This is a genomic window from Streptomyces sp. NPDC058663 (assembly GCF_042716745.1).
GTDB lineage: Bacteria > Actinomycetota > Actinomycetes > Streptomycetales > Streptomycetaceae > Streptomyces.
The window spans coordinates 30,464-50,496 of the sequence record NZ_JBHXRV010000046.1 but is presented as its reverse complement, the minus strand read 5'-3'; the positions used below and the strand labels follow the sequence as shown (position 1 = coordinate 50,496).

Sequence of the window (20,033 nt, the reverse complement as noted above, 5' to 3'; positions counted from 1 at the left end):
TTGATGGCAGGAACAGCAGGCACGCGGAGCGAACACCTTGAGGGACGGCGGCAGGGCCCGCTCACCGGAGTACGGGTGGTGGAGCTGGCAGGCATAGGGCCCGGCCCCTTCGCCGCCATGTGCCTCGCCGACCTGGGCGCCGACGTGGTGCGGGTCGACCGGCCCGGCGGCCCGGGACTCGGTGTCGATCCCGCCCGCGACCTCACCAACCGCAACAAGCGCTCCGTCCTCGTGGACCTCAAGTCACCCGGAGGCCCCGGCCAGGTGCTCGACCTCGTGGAGCGCGCGGACATCCTCATCGAGGGCTACCGTCCGGGTGTCGCCGAACGCCTCGGGGTCGGACCCGACGCCTGTTTCGCGCGCAACCCGCAGCTCGTGTACGGGCGGATGACCGGCTGGGGCCAGGAAGGGCCGCTCGCCCAGCGCGCGGGGCACGACATCTCCTACCTGGCCCTCACCGGCACCCTCGGCATGATCGGCCGCGCCGACGAGCCGCCGACCGTCCCCGCCAACCTGGTCGGCGACTACGCGGGCGGCTCGCTCTATCTCGTCATCGGGGTCCTCGCCGCCCTCCAGCACGCCCGTACCCCGGGCGGCGCGGGCCAGGTCGTCGACGCGGCGATCGTCGACGGCGCCAGCCACCTCGCCACCATGCTGCACGGCATGCTCGCCGCCGGCGGCTGGCAGGACCGCCGCGGGGCGAACCTGCTCGACGGCGGCTGCCCCTTCTACGGGACGTACGAGACCTCCGAGGGCCGGTACATGGCGGTCGGCGCGCTGGAACCGCAGTTCTACGCGGAGTTCAGCGCACTGCTCGGCCTGCCCGACACCACCCCCGACCGCGGCGACCTGGCCCGCTGGGGCGATCTGCGGGAGGCGATCACCGCCCGCTTCAAGGAGCGGACCAGGGACGAGTGGACGGCCGTCTTCGAGACCTCCGACGCCTGCGTCGCCCCGGTCCTGTCGATGCGCGAGGCGCCGCACCACCCGCACCTCGCCGCCCGCGCCACCTACGTCGAACACGCCGGCGTCACCCAGCCCGCCCCCGCCCCGCGCTTCTCCGCGACGCCCGGCGCGATCGGCCGGGGCCCCGCCCTGCCCGGGTCCGGTACCGCCGAGGTGGCCGCCGACTGGGACGTACCGAGCCTCACCGTCGGCGCCGGAACGCAGGGCGATACGCCTCAGAACTGCCGGAAACCGGCCCCACGGAACGAGGAACGATGAAGCGTCGGCTGTTCAGCGCCGAGCACGAGGCCTTCCGCGAGACCGTCCGCACCTTCCTCTCCAAGGAGGTCGTCCCGCACTACGAGCAGTGGGAGAAGGACGGCATCGTCAGCCGCGAGGCCTGGCTCGCCGCCGGAAGGCAGGGCCTCCTCGGGCTCGCCGTCCCCGAGGAGTACGGCGGCGGAGGCAACACGGACTTCCGCTACAGCGCCGTACTCGCCGAGGAGTTCACCCGCGCAGGAGCCGCCGGGCTCGCGGTCGGCCTGCACAACGACATCGTCGGGCCCTACCTCACGGACCTGTCCACCGACGAGCAGAAGCGCCGCTGGCTGCCCGGCTTCTGCACCGGCGAGACGATCACCGCCATCGCCATGACAGAACCGGGCGCGGGCTCCGACCTCCAGGGCATCCGTACCTCGGCCGAGGACAGGGGCGACCACTGGCTGCTCAACGGCTCCAAGACGTTCATCTCCAACGGCATCCTCGCCGACCTGGTGATCGTCGTCGCCAAGACCTCCCCGGAGGGCGGCGCGAAGGGCCTGTCCCTCCTGGTCGTCGAGCGCGGGGCGGAAGGCTTCGAGCGCGGCCGCAACCTCGACAAGATCGGCCAGAAGGCCCAGGACACTGCCGAGCTCTTCTTCCACGACGTCAAGGTCCCCAAGGAGAACCTCCTCGGCGAGCTCAACGGCGCGTTCATCCACCTGATGACCAACCTCGCCCAGGAACGCATGGGCATCGCGGTCGCGGGCATCGCCGCCGCCGAACACCTGCTGGAGATCACCACCCGGTACGTGAAGGAGCGCGAGGCGTTCGGCCGGCCGCTGGCCAAGCTCCAGCACATCCGTTTCGAGATCGCCGAAATGGCCACCGAGTGCGCCGTCACCCGCACGTTCCTCGACCGCTGCATCGTCGACCACTCCCACGGGGAGCTGGACGCCGTCCACGCCTCCATGGCCAAGTGGTGGGCCACCGAACTCCAGAAGCGCGTCGCCGACCGCTGCCTGCAACTCCACGGCGGCTACGGCTACATGAGTGAGTACCGGGTCGCCAAGGCCTTCACGGACGGCCGCATCCAGACCATCTACGGCGGTACGACCGAGATCATGAAGGAGATCATCGGCCGCTCCCTGCTCGGCTGACCCGCCCCCGAAAGTCCCTCCCGGAAGCCCTTCCCGAAAGGCAGTTCTCTTGAGCACCGAAGCGTACGTGTACGACGCGATCCGCACCCCGCGCGGGCGCGGCAAGGCCAACGGCGCACTGCACGGAACCAAGCCGATCGACCTGGTGGTCGGCCTGATCCACGAAATCACGGCCCGCTTCCCCGACCTGGACCCGGCCGCCATCGACGACATCGTCCTCGGTGTCGTCGGCCCGGTCGGCGACCAGGGCTCCGACATCGCCCGCACCGCCGCGATCTCCGCAGGGCTTCCCGACACGGTCGCCGGCGTCCAGGAGAACCGCTTCTGTGCCTCCGGCCTCGAAGCCGTCAACCTGGCGGCGATGAAGGTCCGTTCGGGCTGGGAGGACCTGGTCCTGGCGGGCGGCGTGGAGTCCATGTCGCGCGTGCCCATGGGCTCCGACGGCGGCGCCTGGTTCAACGACCCGATGACCAACTACGAGAACGGCTTCGTCCCCCAGGGCATCGGCGCCGACCTCATCGCCACCATCGAGGGCTACACCCGCCGCGATGTCGACGAGTACGCCGCCCTCTCCCAGGAGCGGGCCGCCGCCGCCTGGAAGGACAACCGCTTCGCACGCTCGGTCGTCCCCGTCCGCGACCGCAACGGCCTGCTGGTCCTCGACCACGACGAGCACATGCGCCCCGGCACCACCGCCGACTCGCTGTCCGCGCTCAAGCCCTCCTTCGCCGCCATCGGCGAGATGGGCGGCTTCGACGCGGTCGCCCTCCAGAAGTACCACTGGGTCGAGGCGATCGACCACGTCCACCACGCGGGCAACTCCTCCGGCATCGTGGACGGCGCGGCCCTCGTCGCCATCGGCACCAAGGAGGTCGGCGAGCGCTACGGGCTGACCCCCCGGGCCCGTATCGTCTCCGCCGCCGTCTCAGGATCCGAGCCCACCATCATGCTCACCGGACCCGCCCCCGCCACCCGCAAGGCGCTCGCCAAGGCCGGAGTGACGATCGACGACATCGACCTCGTCGAGATCAACGAGGCATTCGCGGGCGTCGTCCTGCGCTTCGCCAAGGACATGGGCCTGAGCCTCGACAAGATCAATGTCAATGGCGGCGCGATCGCCATGGGCCACCCGCTGGGCGCCACCGGCGCGATGATCCTGGGCACCCTCGTCGACGAACTGGAGCGCCAGGACAAGCGCTACGGCCTCGCCACCCTGTGCGTCGGCGGCGGCATGGGCGTCGCCACCGTCGTCGAGCGCGTCTGAATCCCGGCCCGCCACCCCACTTACGGAGAAGCCAGAACATGAGCGAGTCCACCACCATCCGCTGGGAACAGGACGAGACCGGCGTCGTCACCCTCGTACTCGACGACCCGAACCAGTCCGCGAACACCATGAACGCCGCCTTCAAGGCCTCCATCGCGGCGGTCGCCGAGCGGGCCGAGGCCGAGAAGGACTCCATCCGGGGCATCATCTACACCTCCGCGAAGAAGACCTTCTTCGCCGGCGGCGATCTCAAGGACATGATCCAGGTCGGCCCCGAGCACGCCCAGCAGGCCTTCGACACCGGCACCGCCATCAAGGCCGCACTGCGCAGGATCGAGACCCTCGGCAAGCCCGTCGTTGCCGCCATCAACGGCGCTGCCCTGGGCGGCGGTTACGAGATCGCGCTGGCCGCCCACCACCGCATCGCCCTCGACGCGCCGGGCTCCAAGATCGGCCTGCCCGAGGTTACGCTCGGCCTGCTCCCGGCGGGCGGCGGCGTCACCCGCACCGTACGGCTCATGGGCATCGCCGACGCGCTGCTCAAGGTCCTGCTCCAGGGCACCCAGTACAGCCCGCAGCGGGCACTGGAGAACGGCCTCGTCCACGAGGTCGCGGCCACCCCCGAGGAGATGCTCGCCAAGGCCCGCGCCTTCATCGACGCCCACCCCGAGTCCCAGCAGCCGTGGGACGTCAAGGGCTACAGGATCCCCGGCGGCACCCCGTCCAATCCGCGTTTCGCCGCGAACCTCCCCGCGTTCCCCGCGAACCTCAAGAAGCAGACGGGCGGCGCCAATTACCCCGCCCCGCGCAACATCCTGGCCGCCGCCGTCGAGGGGGCGCAGGTCGACTTCGAGACCGCGCTGACCATCGAGGCCCGCTACTTCACCGAGCTGGTGACCGGCCAGGTCGCGAAGAACATGATCCAGGCGTTCTTCTTCGACCTCCAGGCCGTCAACTCGGGCGCGAGCCGCCCGAAGGGCATCGAGCGCCGCGAGGTCCGCAAGGTGGCCGTGCTCGGCGCGGGCATGATGGGCGCCGGAATCGCCTACTCCTGTGCGCGTGCCGGCATCGACGTCGTCCTCAAGGACGTCACACCCGAGGCCGCCGCCAAGGGCAAGGCGTACAGCGAGAAGCTCCTCGCCAAGGCGCTGAGCCGGGGCCGCACCACCGAGGCCAAGCGCGACGAACTCCTCGCCCGCATCACCCCGACCGCCGACCCGCAGGACCTCGCGGGCTGCGACGCGGTGATCGAGGCGGTCTTCGAGGACACCGGCCTCAAGCACAAGGTGTTCCAGGAGATCCAGGACATCGTCGAACCGGACGCGCTGCTGTGCTCCAACACCTCCACCCTGCCCATCACCGGCCTGGCCGAGGGCTTGGCGCGCCCCGTCGACTTCATCGGCCTGCACTTCTTCTCGCCCGTCGACAAGATGCCGCTGGTCGAGATCATCAAGGGCGGGCAGACCGGCGACGAGGCCCTGGCCCGCGCCTTCGACCTGGTCCGCCAGATCAAGAAGACCCCGATCGTCGTCAACGACTCCCGCGGCTTCTTCACCTCGCGCGTCATCGGCCAGTTCATCAACGAGGGCGTCGCCATGGTCGGCGAGGGCATCGAGCCCGCCTCCATCGAGCAGGCGGCGGCGCAGGCCGGCTACCCGGCGAAGGTCCTCTCCCTCATGGACGAGCTGACCCTCACCCTGCCGCGCAAGATCCGCAACGAGACGAAGAAGGCCGTCGAGGAAGCGGGCGGCACCTGGCCCGGGCACCCCTCGGACGCGGTCATCGACCGGATGGTTGACGAGTTCGGCCGCCCGGGCCGCAGCGGGGGCGGCGGCTTCTACGAGTACGGCGAGGACGGGAAGCGCACCCGGCTGTGGCCCGGGCTGCGGGAACACTTCACGCGCGCGGGCAAGGAGATCCCCTTCGCCGACATGCAGGAGCGGATGCTCTTCTCCGAGGCCATCGACACCGTCCGCCTCTTCGAGGAGGGCGTGCTCACCTCGGTCGCCGACGCGAACATCGGCTCCATCATGGGCATCGGCTTCCCGGCCTGGACCGGCGGCGTGATCCAGTACATCAATGGCTACGAGGGCGGCCTGCCCGGCTTCGTAGCCCGTGCCCGCGAGCTGGCGGCGGCCTACGGCGACCGGTTCCAGCCGACGGCGCTGCTGATCGAGAAGGCGGAGAAGGGCGAGAAGTTCAGCGACGCCTGACCGGCTCCGCCCCGCCGCGGGCCGCCTTCGCCGACGTGACCCCGGTCCTCGTACCTCTCAGGACCCGTCGACGAAGGCGGCCCGCAGCTCTTCCTTCAGTGATCGCTGGAAGGCCGTGACCAGCGCCTGTAGCACCATCGGCTGCATGTGCGCCGACAGCGACTTCATCGCCTCCACGTGCTCCGGGTCCGACTCACGCTCCCGGTAGGGGCTCCACACCTCGTCGCGGAACAGGTGCGTCAGCTCACGAGCGGCCGAGCGGGTGTGCTCCATGAGGATCGTGCGCGCGGCGAGGATCGTCTCGTGCGCGATCGGCACACCGAGCAACTGGACCCCCAGCGCCAGCAGGCCCGGGTCCACCCGGAAGGAGTCCGGGTCCCCGGCGCGCTCCAGCACGTTCATCGCGGCCAGCCGGTCGACGTCCACGTCCGACAGCGGCCGGCCCGCCCGCCGCTCCAGTTCCGCCCGGGTGGCGTCCTCCGCCGAGTCCGGCGCCCAGGACGCCACCACAGCGCGGTGGATGGCCAGGTCGTGCGCGCTGAGATCGGGCGGCAGCTGCCGCAGATAGCGCTCGATGGCCGCCAGGGTCATGCCGTGGTGCTGCAACTCCTCGATGAGGGCGAGCCGGGAGAGGTGCTCGGGCCCGTAGTGGCCGACCCGGCGCGGGCCGATCGTCGGGGGCGGCAGCAGACCCTTGGTGCTGTAGAAGCGGATGGTGCGGACGGTGACACCGGCGCGCGCGGCCAGCTCGTCGACGGTGAGCGTCGGCTCCCCGGTACCGGTGGTCGTCGTCATGGCTGTGCCCCGTTCCTCCGCTGATCACTGCCGCTGATCGTCCGCCGGCAGTCAGTGCAACAGTATTGCTGTCTCACCAGTGTGGTGAAAGGCTCCCGGGGCGTGCAGGCAATGCCCAGTCGATGTCTCCTCCACGACGACAAGAGGCGGTCATGACCACGACCCTGCGACTTCCCGCCGACCCGGCAGAACTCACCCTTCCCGCCCTGCTGCTGCGCAACACCGAGGATCACGCCGGCCTCCCCGCGCTTTCCTGGCGCAGCGGCGCGGGCTGGGTCACCCTCACCTGGGACGAGGTCCGCCGCAAGACCGCCGTGCTGGCCGCCGGGTACGCGGCGCTGGGCGTGCGGCGCGGCGAGCAGGTGCTCATGATGATGGGAAACCGCCCCGAGCACTGGCTGAGCGACCTGGCCCTCACCCATCTCGGCGCGATCCCGGTCTCGGTGTACGGGACGGCTGCCGCCGAGCAGGTCGCGCACATCGCCCGGCTCAGCGGCGCGCGCTTCGCGATCGTCGAGGGAGAGGCCGAACTCCCGCGCTGGGAAGCCGTACTGGCCGATTCGACGACACCGCTGGAGAAACTGGTGGTGGCGGAGCCGGCGGCGGCGGGCCCGCACCGCACGTACGGCTCCCTGCACGCGACCGGTGCCCGCCTGCACGACCCTGCAGCCTTCGAGAAGGGTCTGCGGGAGATCCGCCCCGACGACCTGCTCACCGTCGTGTACACCTCGGGCACCACCGGCGACCCCAAGGGCGTCCCGATCACCCACGGCATGGTGGTGCGCAACGCGCTCGCCCTGGACCGGGTGGTCGAGCTCCCCGGCCATACGGAACACCTCTGCTACCTGCCCTTCGCCCACATCGCGGAGCGGATCCTCGGCATCTACCTCCCGCTCTTCCGTGCCTCCCACGTGTACCTGTGCGCCGACACCGCGCAGGTGGCCGCCACCGCACGCGAGTTGCACCCGGCCCAGTTCTTCGGGGTGCCCAGGGTGTGGGAGAAGCTGACCACCGCGGTGCGTTCTGCCCTCGCCGGGCTGCCGCCGGAGCAGCGGGCCGCGGTGGAGGCGGCGGGGGAGACCGCCCGGGCCCATGTGGCCTGCCGGGAGCGGGGCGAGGACCCGCCGCCCGAGCTGGAAGCCGCGTACCGGACCGCGAAGAGCCGCGTACTGGACCCCTTGCTGTCCCTCGCGGGTTTCGACCGCCTGGTGTGGACGGCCAGCGCCTCCGCGCCCATGCCGCCGGAAGTGACGCGCTTCTGGACCGGGTTCGGCGTGGTGATCATGGACGCGTGGGGCCTGACGGAGACGGTCGGGGTCTGCACCGCCAACAGCCCCACCCGCGGATTCCGCCTCGGCTCGGTGGGCCGCCCGCTGGAGGGCCTGGAGCTGAGGACCGCCGAGGACGGCGAGATCCTGGTGCGCGGCGAGACGGTGTTCACCGGCTATCTCCGGGCGGACGGCACCCGCGAAAGCGTCCTGGACCGGGACGGGTGGTTCGCGACCGGCGACATCGGCCGCATCGACGAGGACGGCTACCTCTGGCTGACCGACCGCAAGAAGGAAATCATCGTCACGTCGACGGGCAAGAACGTCTCCCCGGCCCTCGTCGAGAACACCCTCAAGGAAAACCCCCTGATCGGGCAGGCCCTGGCTCACGGCGACGGCCGCTCGTACCTGGTGGCCCTGCTGGTGCCGGACGCGGAGAGCGTCACCGCGTGGGCGGCCGCACGGGGCCTCGAAGGACCCGTGACCCCGGATCACCCGGCGGTACGGGAGGAGATCGCACGCGCCGTCGAGACCGCGAACGCCCGCCTCAACCGGACCGAACAGATCAAGCGCTACCGGCTGCTGAGCGAGGAATGGGGCCCGGACACCGGGGAACTGACACCGTCACTGAAGCTGCGGCGGCGGGTGATCCGCGAGAAGTACGGGGCACAGATCGAGGCGCTCTACGAGGGCTGAGGTTCGCGTGGGCGGCACACCGGACCCACCGCCCGCGCACACCCCTCCGCCTATACCGGCACGTCGCCCGAAGCCGCGAACGCCGCCCCGTGCCCCGGCACGATCACGTCGGCAAGCCCCAGCACCCGCAGCCGGGACGCCCGGTGGATCTCCGGGTCCGGGGCCACCGGGTCGACGAGCGGCCCGTTCGGCCGCCACCACAGGTCACCGGCGAACGCCACCACCCCGTCCCGCGTCCCCGCCAGCAGCGTGATGTCCTCGGCGCTGTGCCCCGGGGTGCGGATCAGCCGGAGAGCAGGCGTCAGCTCGTACCCCTCGGCGTCCCGGTCGGTCCACTGGTCCCCGTCGTAGACCGCCTTGTGGTCGTGCACCCGGGCGCGCTGGAACAGGCCGGCGTTCTGGACGTTGTCCGGGTGGTGGTGGCTCAGCACCACGTCGGTGATGTCGTCCGCGGTCAGCCCGAGCGCGGCGAGCGGGCGCAGGATGCTGTCGCGTCCGGGCACCATGCCCGGGTCGAAGACGAGGTGCAGGTCCCCGTCGGTGACGTACGAGACGGTGGCGGCGACCCCGGGTCCCGTCGACAGGGTGTAGCCGGTGTGCAGAACGGTGTAGGAGGCGGTACGGGCGAGAGGCGCTGCGGTCGTTGTCGTCATGGCTCCAGCATTCCGGGCGGCACCCGTGCCCACGAGTGGCCCTTCTGCCAGCGATCGCGGGATTCCTGCCAGGCCGTGCCAGACTCTCCGCATGCCGCTGCCGCCCGCCGTACCCGCCCAAGACCGCACGCCCTCGGGCAGCCCCCGCCGCACCCCGGCGTCGACGGCGGGTCCCGGCCGCCGGGCCCCCGCGCCGACGGCCCCCGCGCCGACGGCCACCGGCCGCCGGGCCACCGGGCCGTCGGCGGGCCCCGGCCGTCCCTTCATCCGGATCGCCGCCTACGCACCCCCCGGCGTCGGCATGCTCGCCGTCGGGCTCGTCGCCGAGGTCTTCGACCCCCGCCCCGGCCTCCCCGCCTTCGACCTCGCCCTGTGCACCGAGCGCCCCGGCACCGTGCGCAGCGACATCGGCGTCCCCCTCACCGTCTCCCAGGGCCTGGACGGCCTCGCCGCGGCGGATCTGGTGATCGCCCTGCCATGGGCGGACTTCCGCACACCGCCCCCGGCCCCGGTCCTCGCCGCACTCGGCGCCGCCCACGCACGGGGCGCCCTGGTGGCCGCCCACTGCGTCGGCACCTTCGCACTCGCCGCGGCCGGACTCCTCACCGGACGCCGGGCCACCACCCACTGGCGGTTCGCCGAGCTGCTGGCAGGCCGCTACCCCGGCACCACCGTCGACGCCGACTCCCTCTACGCCGACGAGGGCCGGATCGTCACCGGAGCAGGCGCAGCCGCGGGCTTCGACCTCTGCCTGCACCTGATCCGCCGCGAGCACGGTGCGGCCGTCGCCAACGCCGTCGCCCGCGACCTGGTACTGCCCTCCCACCGCGAGGGCGGCCAGTCACAGTACCTGGCGGCCCCGGCCCCCGAGGACTGCGGGGACGAACGCCTCGCCGACGTACTGGCCTGGGCGCGCGCCCACCTCCACGAGCCGCTCCCGGTCGCGGAGCTGGCCCGGCGCGCACTGATGAGCAGACGTTCCTTCGCCCGCAGGTTCGCCGCCGCCACGGGTACCACGCCGCACGCCTGGCTCGTCAACCTGAGGCTGACCGCGGCGGAGGAACTGCTGGAGACCACCGACCTGCCGGTCGAGGAGGTCGCCCGCAGGGTCGGCTACGGGAGCGCCGCGGTCCTGCGCGAGCAGTTCGTCCGGCGCAGGGGAGTACCGCCCCGCTCCTACCGGCGCTCGTTCGCCCGCCCGGAGTCCGGCCCGCCGGCCCCGTGAGCCCCGGCCGCCCACTGCGGCGCGGCTCTGCCCGAGCGGGCTGCTCCCCGGCCGGCGCGACGTGGTGCCGGACCGTCCGGCGGGTCATCCGGCCCCCCAGGACTCATGCCGTACCCAGGACTCATGCCGTCTCCCAGGAAGGCAACCCCGCCCCGGTGGGGACGCACCCCGCCGCAGCTGCCGCGAGCTCGCCCGCCCGTACCCCGCTGAAGATCGAGATCTCGCCGCGCATCCCCGGCGCGGCCACCATGTCCCCGGCCAGGAACACCCCGTCGCCCCGGTCGATCGCCGGGCGGTCGCGCCAGGTCAGCCCTGGCAGGTCGAGCGCCCCGGTGCGGCCCCTGGCGGTCGCCCTGCGGCTCCAGGTCAGCCGGTCCCGCCACCTGGGCACCGTCAGGTCCGCCAGCCCGTCCAGCCGCGCCCGCGCATCCGCCAGGTTCTCGCCGGCCCGCACCGGCATGTCCAGCTGGAACAGCGACTCGCCCCGGGGTGCGATCGTCGCGTCCTGCATCGAGTACGACTCGTGGAAACCGCCGTGGTCCAGGTCGAAGGCGATGAACCGGTCCCCGCGCCCCGCCCTTCCGCCCCGGACCGCCAGGTCGAGCAGCGCCACGTGCCCGCTCTCCCACGCCAGCGCGTCGTCACCCAGCAGCCGCCGGGCGGAGGAGAGTTCGGTGGCGACGACCACCGGGCCGCCCCGCGGAAGCTCCGTCACCCGCTCGCCCGGGCGGATCTTCACGCCCCGCTCGCGCGCCCGCTCCTCCATCCGGTCCAGCACCGCCTGCCAGCCGCCCACCACCCACCGCACGGCCGGCACCGACGGTGCGAACACCCGGCACCACAGTTCCCAGACGAATGCGGCCGACAGCCGGCCCGTGTCCGCGTCGTACGTGACGGCGCCGATCGCCCGCGCCGCCGCCCGCGCGGCCTGTTCGCCGTACCGCCGGCCGGCCCACGCGTCGAAGGAGACGTCCACCGGGGCGGTGCGAGGCCGCCCCGGCAGCATCATCCGCACCAGCCCCGCGGGAGGAGCCGCCCGCAGGCGTCCGTCCCGTACGAAACCGAACCGCAGGTCCCGCACCGAGGGGCGGCCCAGCCTGCCCACCAGGCCGCGGTCGGTGAGCCACTTCCAGTGCGCCAGGTCCGCGTAGAAGACGTGCGGGCCCTCGTGCGCGCGGTAGGGGGCGGGCGTCGCGCGGCCCCGGCCGCCCAGCGTGCCGTGCGCCTCGTACAGTTCCACCGTCGCACCGGCCTCGGCCGCGGTGATCGCCGCGGCCAGACCGGCGATGCCGCCGCCGATGACGGATACGTCACGTGTTGCGCTCACGACCGGCTCCCTCGTCGCAGGAAAGGCGGCCACCGGCTGCGGCGCGCCTTCCCCCCGAGGACGTACCGGCAGCCGGCGGATGTGACATCACCTCCCGGCCGCCTGCGGGATCACTTCGCGGAGGCCACCACCGGGTAGTGGTCGCTGAGGTTGGTGTAGGTGTAGGACGTGCCCCAGCTGGAGACCGTCCAGGGCGCGCTCTGCTCCTTGACGACGTGGTTCGTCCAGTTCGCCGGGCGTGCGTGCCCGGTGCGGGGGAGCACGTAGTCGAGGTCCTCGCGCGGGTCGTCGGGGTAGCGCTCGGCGGCGATCGAGTTGTCGGCGGTGTCGAAGGAGTACGGGTGTCCGGTGCGGGCCGACCCGCCGTCGAGGCCGCCGTCCTTGAGCATGGCGGCGTACTCCGGGCTGTGGGAGTCCACGTTGAAGTCGCCCGCCACCAGGACCTGTTCGCCCGCCGGGATCCGCTTGGCGTCCAGGAACGCGTCGATCTGCCGGAACTGGGCGCTGCGCTTGACCGCCGCGTCGCCCGCCGAACAGCCCGGGTCGGTCGACTGCAGGTGCGTGCCGACGACGTGCACCTTCGTACCGTTGACGTCCAGGACGACGTACGCGAAGCCCTTGTTGGAGTACCAGTCCGCGCCGCACGCCTCCTTGAAGACGAACTGCTCCTTGCGGACGATCGGCCACTTGCTGTAGATGGTCACCCCGCCGTCCTCGGGCGTCGTCGCCGAGAAGGATCCCCCTGTCGCGTCCCAGCCGGACCTGCTGCGGCCGACGACGGGGGTCTGGTGCGGGTACTGGGCGGCGGAGTTGCGGCCTAGTGCGTCCGAGGCGGCGTTGTCGAACACCTCCTGCAGGACGACCACGTCATGGCCCTGGAAGAAGGAGGCCGCCGGTATCGCCTTCGCGCGGAAGTCCTGACCCCAGTTGGGGTAGAGGCTCTTGCTGAAGAGGAACGCGTTGTACGACAGGACCTGGAGCGCCGGAGCCGCGGCGGAGCCGGCGACCGGGGCGGCGGTCGCGGCGGGGGCGGCCAGCACGGCGGCCGCGGCGGCGGTCACCACCGTGACGGCGGCGACGAGGGCCTGTCGGCGCGAAGGGGACGGCACAGAGTTCTCCCGTGGGTGAGGTGGGGCGAGAGGTGCGGAAGTTACCGACGCGGCACATCAAATCAGCCCCGGTTACTTCCCGGTAGACAATGTGCACCGTTCATCTGACTTCGCGCCCAACCCCCGCCCCACCGTTCACACCACGGGCGTCAGTGCTCGTGAATCGTGTTCGTCTCCGCGATCTTCTTCCACGACTTCGGCTGCACGGGCTTCGCGCCCGCCGCCGCGTACCCGCGGGCGATCCTCGATTCGGCCGCCGCGGGGGCGGCCGGCTTCTCCGGCTGGAAGAGCCAGGTGTCGAAGAGCTCCGCGAGCGGCCTCTTCGAGATCCTCTCGGCGTACCTCACGAAGTCCGAGACCTTGGCGTTGCCGTAGGCGTACTCCTTCGGCCAGCCCTTGAGGATCTGGAAGAACACCTCGTCGCCGACCTCGTTGCGCAGCGCCTGCACGGCCATCGCCCCGCGGTCGTAGACAGCGATGTCGAACTGCTTGTCCGGACCCGGGTCGCCCGGCTTGACCTGCCAGAACGGGTCATCTGCCGCGCGCGAGGAATAGGCGTAGTCGGCCAGCTCCTGCGCCGTTCCCTCGCCCTCCTTCTCCGACCACAGCCACTGGCTGTAGCGGGCGAAGCCTTCGTTGATCCAGATGTCCTTCCAGTGGTGCACCGACACGCTGTCGCCGTACCACTGGTGCGCCAGCTCGTGCACGACCACCGACACGTTGGCCCCGTTGGCGAACTGCCGCGGGCTGTAGAACGGACGGGTCTGCGTCTCCAGGGCGTAACCGCTGGTCACGTTGGGGACGTAGCCGCCGATCGCGTTGAAGGGGTACGGGCCGAAGACGCCCTCCAGCCACTCGGTGACCTCGGCCGAGCGCTCGATGCTCGCCCTCGCCGCACCGTCGTTGTCGCCGAGGTCCTTGCTGTACGCGTTGAGTACCGGCAGGCCGGAGGCGGTCTTGTCCGTCGTGACATCGAACTTGCCCACGGCGAGGGTCGCCAGGTAGGAGGCCTGCGGCTTGTTGGAGCGCCAGGCGAAGCGGGTCCAGCCGAGCTTCGAACTCTGCGACTGGAGGACGCCGTTGGAGATCGCCTGACTGCCGTCCGGCACCGACACCGAGATGTCGTACGTCGCCTTGTCCAGCGGGTGGTCGTTGCTCGGGAACCACCAGGCGGCCGAGTCCGGCTCCTGCGCGGCGACGCCGCCGTCCGGGGTGCGGTGCCAGGCGGTGAACCCGCCGATCTTCACCTCGGAGGGCTTGCCCGCGTAACGCACCACGATGGAGAGCGGTTTGCCCTTCTCCAGCGGCGTGGCCGGCGTAACGACGAGTTCCTGCTCGCCCTCCTTGGCGAACTTCGCCACCTTGCCGTTCACCCGTACCTCGCTGACCTTCAGGCCCAGGTCGAGGTTGAAGCGGGAGAGGTTCTGCTTCGCGGTGGCCACGAGGGTCGCCGTGCCCTCCAGCAGGTCCGTGACCGGCTGGTACTTCAGCCGCAGGTCGTAGTGGGACACGTCGTATCCGCCGTTGCCGGCGGCCGGGTAGTAGGGGTCTCCGACACCCGGCGCACCCGGAGTGAAGGAGGCGGCCGATGCCGGGATCGCCAGCAGCAGGGTGGCCGCGGCAAGCACGCCGGGGGCGATGAGTCTGCGGTGCACGAGTGCTCCAAGTAGTCAGGTGGAACGATTGGTTGGCACTCTATTCAGCCCCTCTGCCACCAGTCATGTCCATGGTTGCTGCTGTCACACGATCGCCATGCGGCCGACATGTGAACGGGTGTACCTTTTGGCCCCGCCCGTGGCCGTCCGCCGCGTACTGCCCTCTGTTGCGCGGGAGTTGAGGGGCGTTACCGTCCGGCCATGCCGATACCCGTGCGGGCCGCGCGCCCGAAGTGGAGAACCCTCGTCCCCCTGACCGTGGCCGCGATGACGGCCGTACTGCTGGTCCCCGCCGGCGCCGCCCAGGGCGCGCCGGGACAGCCGGCCGCCGCCGAGCAGGCATCCGCCGCCCAGCAGGCACCCGCCGCCCAGGCCGGGCCCGCCGGGAGCAGACCCGTCTACGCGTACGACAAGGCCATCCGCGAATCGGTGTGGGTCGACACCCGCGTCGACGGCGACAAGGACGGCAGGACCGACCGGGTGGCCGTGGACATCGTCCGCCCGCGCGAGACCGACCGCACGGGCCGCCGCATCCCGGTGATCATGGACGCCAGCCCGTACTACTCCTGCTGCGGACGCGGCAACGAGAGCCAGAAGAAGACATACGACGCGCAGGGCAGACCGCTCCGGATGCCGCTCTTCTACGACAACTACTTCGTACCGCGCGGCTACGGCTACCTCGCCGTCGACTTCACCGGAACCAGCCGCTCCGACGGCTGCGTCGACGTCGGCGGCCGCTCCGAGATCGCCTCCGCCAAGGCCGTGATCGACTGGCTGAACGGCCGCGGCACCGGCTACACCACCCGAACCGGCGCCGAGCGCACCCGCGCGACCTGGTCCAACGGCAGCACCGGCATGATCGGCAAGAGCTGGGACGGCACGGTCGCCAACGGCGTCGCCGCCACCGGCGTCAAGGGCCTCAGGACGATCGTGCCCATCGGCGCGATCTCCTCCTGGTACGACTACTACTTCCAGCAGGGCGCCGACCTCTACGACGGCGGCCCCGACGGTCTCGCGGCGCGCATCGAGAACCCGGAGAACGCCGGGCGCTGCGCCCCGGTGAAGAAGTACCTCTCCGACCAGGCGCCCCTCAACGGCGACCGCACCGCCATGTGGGACGACCGCGATTTCGTGCCGGACGCACGCAAGGTGAAGGCCAGCGTCTTCGCCGTCCACGGCATGCAGGACCTCAATGTCCGGATGAACCACTTCGGCAAGTGGTGGGACGCCCTCGCCGAGCAGGGTGTCGAGCGCAAGGTGTGGCTGTCGCAGACCGGGCACGTCGACCCGTTCGACTTCCGCCGCGCCGAGTGGGTGAAGACCCTGCACCGCTGGTTCGACCACGAACTCATGGGCTACGACAACGACATCGACCGTGAGCCCATGGCCGACATCGAGCGCGCCCCCGACCGCTGGTCCACCGACCGGGTGTGGCCGCCGCGCGGTACCGACGCCACCCGGGTCCGCCCCCAGCAGGGGAGCACGGCGGGAGTCGGCACCCTCGGGCTCCGGCGTGCCGAGCCCGGTGCCGCCATGACCTTCACCGACGACCCGAAGCTGGACGAGACCGTCTGGGCCGCGAAGATCGACACGGGCACCCCGGAGAAGGCGGGCTTCGCCACCAAGCCGCTCTCCCGCGACCTGCGCCTCGCGGGCTCCGCCAAGGTCACCCTGAAGGTCACCCCTTCGACCACCAGCGCGAACCTCTCCGCGGTCCTCGTCGACCTCGGCCCCGACACCATCCGTGACTACGGAGCGCGGGGCGAGGGCATCACCACCCTCGACACGCGCAGTTGCTGGGGAGCGAGCGTCCCGGGTGACAGCGCGTGCTTCAAGGACACCGCGGCGACGACCGCCGCCGTCGACTTCACCGTCTTCAGCCGCGGCTGGGCAAGCCTCGCCCACCACCGGGGCGACGGAAAGGCCCGCCCGCTGACCCCCGGCAGGAGTTACGAGATCACCGTCGACCTGGCCGCTTCCGACCACGTCGTGCCCGCGGGCCACCGGCTCGCCCTGATCGTCGCCGGCACCGACGCCGGCCTCGTCGAAGCCCCCGACACCCGGCCCACCGTCGGCCTCGACCTCGCCGGCACCTCGGCGAAGCTGCCCGTGGTGGGCGGCGAACGCGCCTTCGCCCGGGCCACCTCGGGCAACACCGCGGCGGCCCCGCTGTCCCCGGGCGCCCGCGACTCCGTGAGCGTGCCGCAAGACCTGTCCCGACTGCCGGGCGCCTTCGGGCACTCCCCGCAGCCGGGCACGTCCACGCCGAAGGGGGACCAGTAATGAGGGCCCGCGCCCTCGCGGCGCTCCTCGGCACGGCCGCCCTGGCGGTCCCGCTGATCGCCTCTCCCGCCCAGGCGGGGGACGGCGGCAGCACCCCGCCCCGAACCGGATTCGAAGCCTCCGAGGGCGCCCGCTGGACCACCCAGCCGGAGGAACAGACGTTCCTGGCCGCCGTCGACCGGGCCGCCGCCCGGGTCTCCGTCTCCACCATCGGCACCACCAAGCAGGGCCGCCCGCTCCAGCTCGTGCGCATCGGCGAGCGCCGGCACACCGCCTCCACCGTGCTGCTGATCTGCAGTCAGCACGGCAACGAACCGGCGGGCCGCGAAGCCTGCCTCAGCAAGGTCCGCGACCTCGCGTACGCCCGCGACCACCGCACCCGGGACTTCCTGCGCGAGACCACCGTCCTGGTGGTGCCCACCGCCAACCCCGACGGCCGCGCCGCCGACACCCGGGGCAACGCCGACGGCGTCGACATCAACCGCGACCACATCGCCCTGGCCACCGCCGAGGGCCGCGCGCTGGCCGCCGTCATCCGTGACAACAGGCCCGACCTGGTCTACGACCTCCACGAGTACGGCGCCACCCCGCCCACCTACGACAAGGACCTCTTCGACCTCTGGCCACGCAACCTCAACACCGACCCCCACGTCCACGACGAGTCGAAGAAACTCTCCGCGGACTACGTACGCCCGGCGGCCCACGCCTCCGGCTTCAGCACCGGGACGTACGGCATCTGGACCGACCCCGTCATCGGCGAACCCGTCAAACAGGTCGCGGGCGACGGACAGGAGCGCATCCTGCGCAACGCCGCCGGCATCAAGCACTCCGTCGGCCTGCTCATCGAGAGCCGGGTGGACGCGCTGAGCGAGGCCGAGAAGAAGGACCGGGCCCTCAACCAGCGGCGCCGGGTCGCCTCCCACAGCGCCTCGCTCGGCGGCGCGCTCGCCTATGCGGACGAGCGGCGCGGCTCCGTCGAGCGGGCCACCACCAGGGCCCGGCTGGCGGGCTTCGCCGACCGGGGTCCCGTCTATCTGGGGGGCGCCGACAACGATCCCGCCGAGCCCTCCGAAGTCCTCGCCGACCCGCCCTGCGGCTACCGGCTGACCGGCGAGCAGCTCGCGGACGTGAGGGACGAACTCTCCCTGCACGGCGTTGCGTTTGCCCGGGTCGCCGGGGGTGGTTACGTACCCTTGCGGCAATCCCAGCGGGATCTGATTCCCCTGCTCCTCGACCCAAAGGCCGCATATCGCCTCACAAGTGGCCAACCCGACACGCGTTGTTAGCAGACCGTGACGTGCGACATGTGTGATACCGGGTAGCGGCAGGGAATCCTCCCTCCCCGAAAGGTGACCACGTGTCCCACGACGACCCGACGCCGGACGACCGGGCAGCTTCGCCAGTCATGGCGGATCTGCCCGGCAGTCCGCACACCACCCACAGACCGCGTACCGACCGGATCGTGTTCGGCGTCACCGCCGTTCTCACGCTCGCGTTCGTCCTGTGGGGTGCCCTCGCCACCAAGTCGCTGGAGGACGTCTCCGGCAAGATGCTCACGGGCTTGATCCACAACGGCGGGTGGGCGTTCATACTGGCCGCGTCCGCCTTCGTGGTCTTCGCCCTGTGGCTCGCGGTCAGCAGGTACGGAAAGATCACCCTCGGCGAGGAGGGCGAGAAGCCCGAGTTCAAGACGGTCTCCTGGGTCGCGATGATGTTCAGCGCCGGCATGGGCATCGGCCTGATGTTCTACGGTGTCAGCGAACCGCTGGGCCACTTCGCCTCGCCGCCGCCCGGCACCCGCCCCGCAGAGGCCGCGGACGCCATGCAGACCGCCATGGCCACCACCCTCTTCCACTGGACGCTGCACCCGTGGGCGATCTACGCGGTGGTCGGCCTGGCCATCGCGTACAGCACCTTCCGCCGCCGCCGCAGGCAGACGATCAGCGCGGTCTTCACCCCGCTCATCGGTGAGAAGCACGCCAGTGGCGGTGTCGGCCGCGTCATCGACATCCTCGCCATCTTCGCGACGCTCTTCGGCTCGGCGGCCTCGCTGGGTCTGGGCGCGCTCCAGATCGGCAGCGGAATGAAGGAGCTCGGCTGGATGGAGAAGGCGGGCACCGGCCTGCTCATCTCCATCATCGCCGTCCTCACCGTGGCCTTCGTGGCCTCCGCGGTCTCCGGCGTGGAAAAGGGCATCCAGTGGCTCTCCAACACCAACATGGTGCTGGCGCTGCTCCTGGTCCTCTTCGTCTTCATCGCGGGACCGACCATCTTCGTCCTGGACCTCGTCCCCACCTCGATCGGCGCCTACCTGGGCGACCTCCCGCAGCTGATCGGCCGCACCGAGGCCACTGGCGGCCAGGACGTCGCCGCCTGGCTGAGCGGCTGGACGGTCTTCTACTGGGCGTGGTGGATCTCCTGGACGCCCTTCGTCGGCATGTTCATCGCGCGCATCAGCCGGGGCCGCACCATCCGCCAGTTCGTCGGCGGCGTCATCCTGGTCCCCAGCACGGTCAGCCTGATCTGGTTCGCGATCTTCGGCGGCTCCGCGATGAAGCTGAAGGACATGGGCCGGCTGGCGGACGAGTCGACCCCCGAGGGCCAGCTCTTCGGCCTCCTCAAGGAGTTCCCGATCGCCACCGTGACGAGCGTCCTCGTCATGGTCCTGGTCGGCATCTTCTTCGTCTCCGGCGCGGACGCGGCCTCCATCGTGATGGGCACGCTCTCCCAGAAGGGCTCCTTCGAGCCGACCAAGATGGTCGTCGTCTTCTGGGGCGTCGTCACCGGTGCGGTCGCCGCGATCATGCTCCTCATCGGTGACGGCGAGGACGACGCGCTCAAGGGCCTGCAGAACCTGACGATCCTCGTCGCGGCACCGTTCGCGCTGGTCATGATCGGCATGTGCTGGGCCCTGATGCGCGACCTGCGCAGGGACCCGCTCATCGTGCGCGGCGAAATGGGCGTCGAGGCGATCGAGGCGGCCGTCATCGAGGGCCACAAGAAGTACGAGGGCGACTTCGAGCTCCGCATCGGCCCGGGCAACGGCAACGACACCGGATCCACCCAGACCCCGGCGGGAACCTCCGGGGGAGGGGCCACACGGATCTCCTGACCACCGGCCAGGGAGCGGGGCGGGGGGGGTATGATAACCGAACCCATACACAAACCCCCCCCCCCCCGCC

The 20,033-nt window shown here is 71.4% G+C and carries 14 protein-coding genes; 9 read left to right on the top strand and 5 right to left on the bottom strand.

Features of this window, described 5'->3' with window-relative positions:
• Positions 1 to 3 precede the first annotated feature (3 nt).
• The 4 genes from ACFWVV_RS28990 to ACFWVV_RS28975 are packed head-to-tail and all read left to right on the top strand — an operon-like array spanning position 4 to position 5,840.
• Positions 4 to 1,224: a CaiB/BaiF CoA transferase family protein gene (locus ACFWVV_RS28990; protein ID WP_384357091.1), complete on the top strand. Its 1,221-nt coding sequence runs from the start codon at positions 4 to 6 to the stop codon at positions 1,222 to 1,224.
• The gene (locus ACFWVV_RS28985) at positions 1,221 to 2,363 is read left to right on the top strand and encodes an acyl-CoA dehydrogenase family protein (RefSeq protein WP_384357089.1); all 1,143 of its coding nucleotides are present in this window, start codon (positions 1,221 to 1,223) and stop codon (positions 2,361 to 2,363) included. The genes ACFWVV_RS28990 and ACFWVV_RS28985 overlap by 4 nt, the downstream gene beginning before the upstream one ends.
• 49 nt (positions 2,364 to 2,412) lie before the next feature.
• Positions 2,413 to 3,627, top strand: a complete 1,215-nt coding sequence (locus ACFWVV_RS28980) for an acetyl-CoA C-acetyltransferase (protein ID WP_384357087.1) — start codon at positions 2,413 to 2,415, stop codon at positions 3,625 to 3,627.
• Positions 3,628 to 3,665: 38 nt separating this feature from the next.
• Complete coding sequence (locus tag ACFWVV_RS28975) at positions 3,666 to 5,840, top strand: 3-hydroxyacyl-CoA dehydrogenase NAD-binding domain-containing protein (RefSeq protein WP_384357085.1); 2,175 nt, start codon at positions 3,666 to 3,668, stop codon at positions 5,838 to 5,840.
• A 57-nt stretch (positions 5,841 to 5,897) separates the two neighbouring features.
• Here ACFWVV_RS28975 and ACFWVV_RS28970 read toward each other — a convergent pair whose 3' ends face one another.
• Complete coding sequence (locus tag ACFWVV_RS28970; protein WP_384357083.1) at positions 5,898 to 6,635, bottom strand: MerR family transcriptional regulator; 738 nt, start codon at positions 6,633 to 6,635, stop codon at positions 5,898 to 5,900.
• Between the two features lie 152 nt (positions 6,636 to 6,787).
• On the opposite strand from ACFWVV_RS28970, the gene ACFWVV_RS28965 reads away from it, so the two are divergent.
• Entirely contained in the window at positions 6,788 to 8,599 is a 1,812-nt protein-coding gene (locus ACFWVV_RS28965) for an AMP-dependent synthetase/ligase (RefSeq protein WP_384357081.1), read from the top strand.
• A 50-nt stretch (positions 8,600 to 8,649) separates the two neighbouring features.
• On the opposite strand, the gene ACFWVV_RS28960 is transcribed toward ACFWVV_RS28965, so the two are convergent.
• A complete protein-coding gene (locus ACFWVV_RS28960; RefSeq protein ID WP_384357078.1) occupies positions 8,650 to 9,252 on the bottom strand; it encodes an MBL fold metallo-hydrolase in 603 nt (200 codons plus the stop codon).
• Positions 9,253 to 9,553: 301 nt separating this feature from the next.
• Here ACFWVV_RS28960 and ACFWVV_RS28955 point away from each other — a divergent pair, with 301 nt between their 5' ends.
• A complete protein-coding gene (locus ACFWVV_RS28955; RefSeq protein WP_384357131.1) occupies positions 9,554 to 10,477 on the top strand; it encodes a GlxA family transcriptional regulator in 924 nt (307 codons plus the stop codon).
• Between the two features lie 121 nt (positions 10,478 to 10,598).
• On the opposite strand, the gene ACFWVV_RS28950 is transcribed toward ACFWVV_RS28955, so the two are convergent.
• The 3 genes from ACFWVV_RS28950 to ACFWVV_RS28940 form a co-directional block, all read right to left on the bottom strand.
• Positions 10,599 to 11,804, bottom strand: coding sequence for an NAD(P)-binding protein (locus tag ACFWVV_RS28950; protein ID WP_384357075.1), 1,206 nt, complete (start codon positions 11,802 to 11,804; stop codon positions 10,599 to 10,601).
• A 110-nt stretch (positions 11,805 to 11,914) separates the two neighbouring features.
• Positions 11,915 to 12,913 carry a sphingomyelin phosphodiesterase gene (gene sph / locus ACFWVV_RS28945; RefSeq protein WP_384357072.1) on the bottom strand — a complete coding sequence of 333 codons (999 nt, stop codon included), beginning with the start codon at positions 12,911 to 12,913 and terminating at the stop codon, positions 11,915 to 11,917.
• Positions 12,914 to 13,062: 149 nt separating this feature from the next.
• On the bottom strand, positions 13,063 to 14,568 hold the full coding sequence (locus ACFWVV_RS28940; protein ID WP_384357069.1) for a M1 family metallopeptidase: 1,506 nt from the start codon (positions 14,566 to 14,568) through the stop codon (positions 13,063 to 13,065).
• A 201-nt stretch (positions 14,569 to 14,769) separates the two neighbouring features.
• Between ACFWVV_RS28940 and ACFWVV_RS28935 the strand changes: the two genes are divergently transcribed.
• From ACFWVV_RS28935 to ACFWVV_RS28925, 3 genes are all read left to right on the top strand, one after another.
• Positions 14,770 to 16,851: a Xaa-Pro dipeptidyl-peptidase gene (locus ACFWVV_RS28935; protein WP_384357066.1), complete on the top strand. Its 2,082-nt coding sequence runs from the start codon at positions 14,770 to 14,772 to the stop codon at positions 16,849 to 16,851.
• Entirely contained in the window at positions 16,851 to 18,137 is a 1,287-nt protein-coding gene (locus tag ACFWVV_RS28930) for a M14 family metallocarboxypeptidase (protein WP_384357063.1), read from the top strand. Before ACFWVV_RS28935 ends, ACFWVV_RS28930 begins: the two co-directional genes overlap by 1 nt.
• Positions 18,138 to 18,256: 119 nt before the next feature.
• Positions 18,257 to 19,963: a BCCT family transporter gene (locus ACFWVV_RS28925; protein WP_384357129.1), complete on the top strand. Its 1,707-nt coding sequence runs from the start codon at positions 18,257 to 18,259 to the stop codon at positions 19,961 to 19,963.
• The last annotated feature ends 70 nt before the right edge of the window (positions 19,964 to 20,033 follow it).